Consider the following 248-nt stretch of genomic DNA (forward strand, 5'->3'; position numbering starts at 1 on the left):
GGACCGAGTCAACCGGCAGTTCAAGGCTGACCGACCGAATCAGCTCTGGGTGTCGGATTTTACGTATGTCTCGACATGGCAAGGCTGGCTGTACGTGGCATTCGTGATCGACGTGTTTGCCCGCCGTATTGTTGGCTGGCGCGTCAGCTCGTCGATGACCACGGACTTCGTTCTGGATGCACTTGAACAAGCGCTGTACGCCCGCCAACCGGGTGAGGACGGGACTTTGATTCATCATTCCGACAGAG

1 protein-coding gene is annotated in these 248 nt (G+C 57.3%); it reads left to right on the forward strand.

Annotated features, from left to right (window positions below; genetic code table 11):
• Positions 1-248 (forward strand): DDE-type integrase/transposase/recombinase (locus SB771_RS36125; RefSeq protein ID WP_410722179.1); only part of this gene is annotated, 248 nt, incomplete at both ends.

The organism is Burkholderia sp. SIMBA_051 (assembly GCF_046534915.1).
GTDB classification, from domain to species: Bacteria; Pseudomonadota; Gammaproteobacteria; order Burkholderiales; family Burkholderiaceae; genus Burkholderia; species Burkholderia ambifaria.